The organism is Micromonospora sp. CPCC 205561, from assembly GCF_036906775.1.
Taxonomy (GTDB): domain Bacteria; phylum Actinomycetota; class Actinomycetes; order Mycobacteriales; family Micromonosporaceae; genus Micromonospora.
In genome coordinates, this window is sequence record NZ_JBAKHV010000101.1 from 1 (window position 1) to 7,116 (window position 7,116).

Annotated in this window: 5 protein-coding genes; 4 read left to right on the top strand and 1 reads right to left on the bottom strand. The window is 75.6% G+C overall.

What is annotated here, in order from left to right; translation table 11 throughout:
* The coding region (locus V6V16_RS27450; RefSeq protein ID WP_334566789.1) for a serine hydrolase at window positions 1–930 on the top strand (930 nt) is incomplete at its 5' end.
* A 118-nt stretch (window positions 931–1,048) separates the two neighbouring features.
* A complete protein-coding gene (locus V6V16_RS27455; protein WP_334566792.1) occupies window positions 1,049–2,194 on the top strand; it encodes an MBL fold metallo-hydrolase in 1,146 nt (381 codons plus the stop codon).
* Window positions 2,195–2,203: 9 nt separating this feature from the next.
* Here V6V16_RS27455 and V6V16_RS27460 read toward each other — a convergent pair whose 3' ends face one another.
* Complete coding sequence (locus tag V6V16_RS27460; RefSeq protein WP_334566794.1) at window positions 2,204–3,715, bottom strand: deoxyguanosinetriphosphate triphosphohydrolase family protein; 1,512 nt, start codon at window positions 3,713–3,715, stop codon at window positions 2,204–2,206.
* Between the two features lie 134 nt (window positions 3,716–3,849).
* Here V6V16_RS27460 and V6V16_RS27465 point away from each other — a divergent pair, with 134 nt between their 5' ends.
* Together V6V16_RS27465 and V6V16_RS27470 are read left to right on the top strand one after the other, a co-directional pair.
* Window positions 3,850–6,303, top strand: coding sequence for a Tex family protein (locus tag V6V16_RS27465; protein WP_334566797.1), 2,454 nt, complete (start codon window positions 3,850–3,852; stop codon window positions 6,301–6,303).
* A 298-nt stretch (window positions 6,304–6,601) separates the two neighbouring features.
* Entirely contained in the window at window positions 6,602–7,036 is a 435-nt protein-coding gene (locus V6V16_RS27470; protein WP_334566799.1) for a hypothetical protein, read from the top strand.
* Window positions 7,037–7,116 lie beyond the last annotated feature (80 nt).

Consider the following 7,116-nt stretch of genomic DNA (forward strand, 5'->3'; position numbering starts at 1 on the left):
GCCCCGGGGGCCGCCGGCGTCGCCGGCCCGGCTCCGGCGACGCCCCGGCAGGCCGCCCGGCGGGTGGCCACCAGCTATCTGCGCGAGAGCGGGCACGCGGGCGGCAACTGGCAGGCGTACGTCAGCGTCGTGGACCCGGCCGGCACGCTCCTGGAGGCGGTCGCCGACGAGCCGGACCGGCGGATCGAGGCGTACAGCGTCAACAAGATCGCGGTGGCGGCGGCGGTGCTCGACAAGGTCGACCGCGGGCTGCTCACCCTGGACCAGCGGGTCGAGGTGACCGCCGCGATCGTGGTGCCCGGCGGGGACGGGATCTTCAGCCTGGACGGGGCTTACCCGAGCTCGGTGACGCTCGGCCACGCGCTGGCGAACCTGCTGACCGTCTCCGACGACACGGCGGTACGGCTGTGCGGGCTGGTCTGCCCGGCCGCCGAACTCAACGAGATCCTGCGCGGCAAGGGCTTCCCGAACACCCAGGTCCAGCCGGTGGCCAACCCCAACCGGTTCTTCCTCGGCACCAGCACCCCCCGGGAGACCCACGACCTGCTGCGCAAGCTGGTCGGCGGCACACTGCTCACGCCGGCCTCCACCGCGTTCGTGCTCCGGCTGCTGCGCGCGCCGGTCGCCCACACCGACGGGGTGCGGCGGGTCATGTCCTCGGCCGAGCGGGCCCGGGTGGCCACGAAGGCGGGCTGGTTCGGCGACGCCCGGCACGAGGCCGGGGTGATGTTCGACAAGGCCGGCGCGCCCGTGCTGACGTACGCCCTCTTCGCGGACGGGCAGGCCGGCGCGGAGAACTTCGGCGCGACGCACCCCGCCGTCGAGGCCCGGGCCCGGATGGGCCGGAGCTTCCTCGCCTCGGTCGACGGTCTCGTCGGCACCGGTCTCACCCACCGCCCGGCCGTGCAGCGGCCCAGCAACGGCGGCTGAGCCGGGCGCGGCCGCACGTCGGGGGCACGCCGTCGCGGCGCGCCCCCGACGGACATTGCGGCGGTGCCGGCGGCGGCCGGGCTACCGTGTACGACGGGGCACGGCGGGAGGGATTGCGATGGGCGCACAGGGGGACGGCACCGGAGGAGACCGGACGCTCGGGCGCCGACTGCGCGGAGCCGCCGGGCTGGCCGCGCTGGCCGGGCTGGCGTGGGTGGCCCGGGACGTGCCGGCGGCGCTCGGCGGCCGGCTCACCGGCGCGCGGGCGCAGCGGGCCGCGAGTTCGCCACGGTTCCGCGACGGCACCTTCCACAATCCGGGTGGCGCCCGCTCGACGGCCGGCGCCCCCGACCGCAACCTCGTCCGTGAGCTGATCTTCGGCAAGCAGAGGCGCCGGCCGAGCGCCGCCGTGCCGCTGCTGCGCCCGGGCGCCGCGCCGGCCGCCGACGTCGAGCGGGAGCTGAACGTCGTCTGGTACGGCCACGCCTCCGCCCTGGTCGAGATCGAGGGCCGCAAGGTGCTGCTCGACCCGGTGTGGAGCGACCGCTGCTCGCCGTCGGCGCTGGTCGGCCCGCGCCGCCTGCACGAGCCGCCGGTACGCCTCGACGAACTGCCCGACCTCGACGCGATCCTGATCTCGCACGACCACTACGACCACCTCGACATGGCGACCGTCCGGGCGCTGCTGACCGCCCAGTCGGCGCCCTTCCTGGTGCCGCTGGGGGTGGGCGCGCACCTGGAGCGCTGGGGCGTGCCGGCGCAGCGGATCGTCGAGCTGGACTGGTCGGAGAGCCACCGGGTGGCGGGGCTGGAGATCACCGCCACGGCCGCACAGCACTTCTCCGGCCGGGGGCTGCGCCGCGACGGCACGCTCTGGAGCTCCTGGATGATCACGGGCGCCCGCCGGAAGGTCTTCTACACCGGCGACTCCGGCTATTTCGACGGGTACGCCGAGATCGGCGCCGAGCACGGGCCGTTCGACGTCACGCTCGTGCAGATCGGGGCGTACGACCGGGCCTGGCCGAGCATCCACATGTTTCCCGAGGAGGCCGTCGCCGCCCACCTCGACCTGCGGGGCGGGCTGCTCGTACCGGTGCACTGGGCGACGTTCAACCTCGCCCTGCACGACTGGTCCGAGCCCGTGGACCGGATCTGGGCCGAGGCGAAGGCCCGGGACGTGCGGCTGGCCGTACCCCGCCCCGGGGAGCGGGTGGTGGTGGACGACCCGCCGGCCGTCGACGGCTGGTGGCAGGCCGTCGCCTGAGCAGCTTTCTCAGAGGACGAAGGCGTCGGTCCAGAGCGCCCCGGAGCGCCCCGACAGGGCGTCCAGCATGGCGACCGCCTGGCCGTCGGTGAGCTGGGCGACGAAGTCGATGATCGCCCGGCCGCGGGCCTTGCCGATCCGGTCCGCCGTACGCGGGTGCAGCTCCGCCTCGGCCAGCTCCACCAGGTCGTGCAGGCGGCGCGGCAGCCGGGACTCCTCCTCGGGGTCGAGCAGCCAGTCCAGCAGCGCCTCGACCAGGGTGCCCAGCAGCCGCGCCTGACCGCGCTGGTGCAGGGCCAGGTCCGGCCGGGCCAGCACGAACCGGTGGTGGACGAACTTGAGCACCTGCACCTCGTGCCACTGCGCCGGGGCGAGCAGCACGTGCCCGGAGCGCACCGCCGGCTGCTCGACCACCGTGATCGAGTCGACGAAGCGGGTCGTCCAGCGGGCGGAGAACCGGGCCACGTACTGCTCCGCCTCGATGGAGCCGTCGAAGGGCAGTGCCAGCAGCCCCTCCACCAGTTCCTCGCGTACGTGCTCGACGGCGGCGGCGAACGCCTCGTCGTCGGCGACCCAGGCGTCCTTGCGGTGCAGCTGCCGGCGCAGTCGCTCGATGGCCGAGCCGGGCCGGCGGGCGGCGGCGCCCAGTGCCGCGTCGGTGATGGCCCGGAAGTGGCCGCTCTCGCGCTGCCAGGCCATCAGCTCGGCGGCGACGGCGCCCTGCTGGAGCACCCCGACGCGGTAGAAGTCCTCCACGTCGTGGATCGCGTACGCGATGTCGTCGGCCGTGTCCATCACCGACGCCTCGACGGTCTGCTGCCAGTCCGGGATACGACCCACGAACGGCTCCCGGGCCTGCCGCAGGTCGTCGATCTCGGTCCGGTACGCCCCGAACTTCGACGAGCCGCTGCCCGGGTCGTCCGGGGGCGGGGTGGCGCCGCGCGGGGGCGGATCCATCAGCCGGGGGTGCGGGTCGGGATGGTCCAACCGCGTCCACGGGTACTTCAGCAGGGCCGCCCGCACCGCCGCCGTGAGGTCCAGGCCGGTGGTCGCGGCGCCGCGGATCTCGGTGCTGGTGACGATCCGGTACGACTGGGCGTTGCCCTCGAAGCCGTCGGTCAGCCCGAGCCGCTGCCGGGCCAGCCGGTCCAGCACCCGCTCCCCCAGGTGCCCGAACGGCGGGTGGCCCAGGTCGTGCGCGAGCGCGGCGGCCTCCACCACGTCCGGGTCGCAGCCGCCCAGCTTCTCCAGCAGGTCGCGGTGCGCCTCGTCGGCGGCGAGCCGCTCGGCGATGGCCCGCGCCACCTGGGCGACCTTGAGGCTGTGGGTCAGCCGGTTGTGCACCAGCAGACCGGAGCCGCCGGGGCTGACCACCTGGGTCACCCCGTTGAGCCGGGCGAAGAACGGCGAGGACACGATCCGGTCCCGGTCGGCCCGGAACGGGCTGACGGCGAGGTCGCCGAGGGCCCGGGCGCTGCCGCCGAAGAGCCGCCGGGCCCGCGGGTCCGCGGGAGTTTCCATGATCGCCACGCTAGCGCAGGGCGGCCCGGGCCGCCGACGGTCACCGCCGGCACGCCGGGCCGGGGGCGGCGACGGCCGTCGGCGCGGGCCGGCACAATGCAGGGCGGAACCCACACCGAAGGCGGATCGAGATCGTGACCCTCACTGTTCATCAGCGGATCGCCGAGGAGCTCGGCGTCGCCGAGCGTCAGGTACGGGCGGCCGTCGAGCTGCTCGACGGCGGCGCCACCGTGCCGTTCATCGCCCGCTACCGCAAGGAGGCCACCGGCCTGCTCGACGACTCCCAGCTGCGCACCCTGGAGGAGCGGCTGCGCTACCTGCGCGAGCTGGACGAGCGGCGCGCGGCGGTGCTGGAGTCGATCCGCGGCCAGGGCAAGCTCGACGAGGCCCTGGAAGCGCAGATCATGGCGGCCGACTCGAAGTCCCGCCTGGAGGACATCTACCTGCCCTACAAGCCCAAGCGCCGGACCCGGGCCCAGATCGCCCGCGAGGCCGGGCTGGAGCCGCTCGCCGAGTCGCTGCTGGCCGACCCGGGTCAGGACCCGCGCCAGGCCGCCGCCGGCTACGTGGACGCGGAGAAGGGCGTGGCCGATGCCGCCGCCGCGCTGGAGGGCGCCCGCGCGATCCTCATCGAGCGCTTCGCCGAGGACGCCGACCTGATCGGCACGCTGCGCGAGCAGATGTGGTCGCGGGGCCGGCTGGTCTCGCGCGTACGCGACGGGCAGGAGTCGGCCGGCGCGAAGTTCGCCGACTACTTCGACTTCGCCGAGCCGTACCCGAAGCTGCCCTCGCACCGGATCCTGGCCATGTTCCGGGGCGAGAAGGAGGGCGTGCTCGACCTGACCATGGAGCCCGAGGAGGCCGGCGAGGCCGACGCGGTGCCGACCGGGCCGAGCCGCTACGAGGCGGTGATCGCCGGGCGGTTCGGCGTCACCGACAAGGGCCGGCCGGCGGACCGGTGGCTGGCCGACACGGTGCGCTGGGCCTGGCGCACCCGGATCCTCATCCACCTCGGGGCGGACCTGCGGATGCGCCTGTGGCAGGCGGCCGAGGAGGAGGCGGTGCGGGTCTTCGCCACCAACCTGCGGGACCTGCTGCTCGCCGCGCCGGCCGGCACCCGGCCCACCATGGGCCTGGACCCGGGCCTGCGTACCGGGGTGAAGGTCGCCGTCGTGGACGCCACCGGAAAGGTGGTCGCCACCGACACGATCTACCCGCACGAGCCGCGCCGGCAGTGGGACGCCTCGATCGAGACCCTCGCCCGGCTGGCCGGGGCGCACGGCGTCGAACTGGTCGCCATCGGCAACGGCACCGCCAGCCGGGAGACCGACCGGCTCGCCGGCGAGCTGATGAAGCGCCACCCGCAGCTCGACCTCACGAAGGTGGTGGTCTCCGAGGCCGGCGCGTCGGTCTACTCCGCCTCCGCGTACGCCTCCCAGGAGCTGCCCGGGCTGGACGTCTCGCTGCGCGGCGCGGTCTCCATCGCCCGCCGCCTCCAGGACCCGCTCGCCGAGCTGGTCAAGATCGATCCGCGCTCGATCGGGGTCGGCCAGTACCAGCACGACCTGTCGGAGGTGAAACTCTCCCGGTCGCTGGACGCGGTCGTGGAGGACTGCGTCAACGCGGTCGGCGTCGACGTCAACACCGCCTCCGCGCCGCTGCTGACCCGGGTCTCGGGCATCGGCGCCGGGCTGGCGGAGAACATCGTGCTGCACCGCGACGCCAACGGCCCGTTCCGCACCCGCGCGGAGCTGAAGAAGGTCGCCCGGCTCGGGCCGAAGGCCTTCGAGCAGTGCGCGGGCTTCCTGCGCATCCCCGGCGGCGACGACCCGCTGGACTCCTCCAGCGTGCACCCCGAGGCGTACCCGGTGGTGCGTCGGATCCTGTCCACCACCGGGCAGGACCTGCGGTCGCTGATCGGCAGGAGTGCCATCCTGCGGGGGCTGCGGGCCACCGACTTCGTCGACGACACCTTCGGCCTGCCCACCGTCACCGACATCCTCGCCGAGCTGGAGAAGCCGGGCCGCGACCCGCGGCCGGAGTTCCGCACCGCCACCTTCGTCGAGGGGGTGGAGAAGATCGGCGACCTGGTGCCCGGCATGGTGCTGGAGGGCGTGGTGACCAACGTGGCCGCGTTCGGCGCCTTCGTGGACGTCGGCGTGCACCAGGACGGGCTCGTGCACGTCTCGGCCATGTCCCGCAACTTCGTCAAGGACCCGCGCGAGGTGGTCAAGTCCGGCGACGTGGTCCGGGTCAAGGTGCTCGACGTCGACGTGCCCCGCAAGCGGATCTCGCTCACCCTGCGGCTCGAGGACGAGGCGGAGCCGGGTGCCGGACGCGGCGGCCCGGACGGCGGTCGCCGCGAGCGCGGCGCCCCCGCGGGCCAGGCCGGTAGGGGCGGTCGCGGCGGCCAGGGCGGCCAGGTTGGTCAGGGCGGCCAGGGCGGCGGACGCGGCGACCGGGGTGCCCAGGGCGACGGCCGCAGCGGCGGGCGGGGTGGCGCGCAGCGGCAGGGCCGTGGCGGGTCAGGGCCCGCGCCGGCGAACGACGCCATGGCGGAGGCGCTGCGCCGGGCCGGACTGGCCTGACGTCACGCCGGTCCGCGAGCCGGTTCGGACACGTGCCGGCGGGTCCCGGCAGGCACCCCGCGGGACGCTGTCGAGCTGATGTCGCAGACGACTCGGGCCACCGCCGATGTCGCAGACGACTCGGCTCGACAGCGTCGCGCGCCCGCCTGCCCGGCGAGCGCCAGCACGGCCACCTCGCGCCGCGCCGCGACGCCGGTGGACGACCCGGAACCGGACGGGGGCTCGGCCTGGTGCTCATCCCGCCGACCGCGAGTGGTCGGGCGGCGGGCAGCGGGCGGCGGGGCGTAGCGTCGCGGTCGTGGATGAGGGCGACGGCCTGGAGTGGCGGGAGCGGCAGCGGCGGGCGGTGCGGGCGCACGCGGCCGCCGACGAGCGGCGGCGGGCCGCCGAGCAAACCGAGGCGGCGGAGCTCGTCGCCTGGTTCGTCGCCGAGGCGACGCGGCGCGGGCTGCCGCCGGAGCGGTTGACCGCCCGGGGCGTCGACGGACGCGGGAGCTACCGGACGAGGTTGCGCGGCTGGTACGTCGACCGGGCGCGCACCCGGGCCGTCGACGTCGACGGGCGGTTCCACCTGCTGACGGTGGCGGGCGGCGTGCGCGCCCGGCTGTTCGGGGCCGAGCCGCAGCCCGGTCCGCCGCCGCTCGTGGTCGGCGCGGGTGGCCGGGACGGCGAGTCCATCCCGCTGCGCACGCTGCTGGCCCGCCGGCTGGCCGCCGGCGACGCGGCGCCCTGAGCGGGGTCAGCGGGCGGCGTCGCCGGCCCGGGGCTCCCCGCCCGCCCCGTCGGGGGGCCCCGGCGCCCCCACCAGGACTG

Bases quoted from the DNA above. Each gene is read 5' to 3' on its own strand.
- V6V16_RS27455 (WP_334566792.1), top strand. From the start codon at position 1,049: ATGGGCGCACAGGGGGACGGCACCGGAGGAGACCGGACGCTCGGGCGC.
- V6V16_RS27460 (WP_334566794.1), bottom strand. From the start codon at position 3,715: ATGGAAACTCCCGCGGACCCGCGGGCCCGGCGGCTCTTCGGCGGCAGC.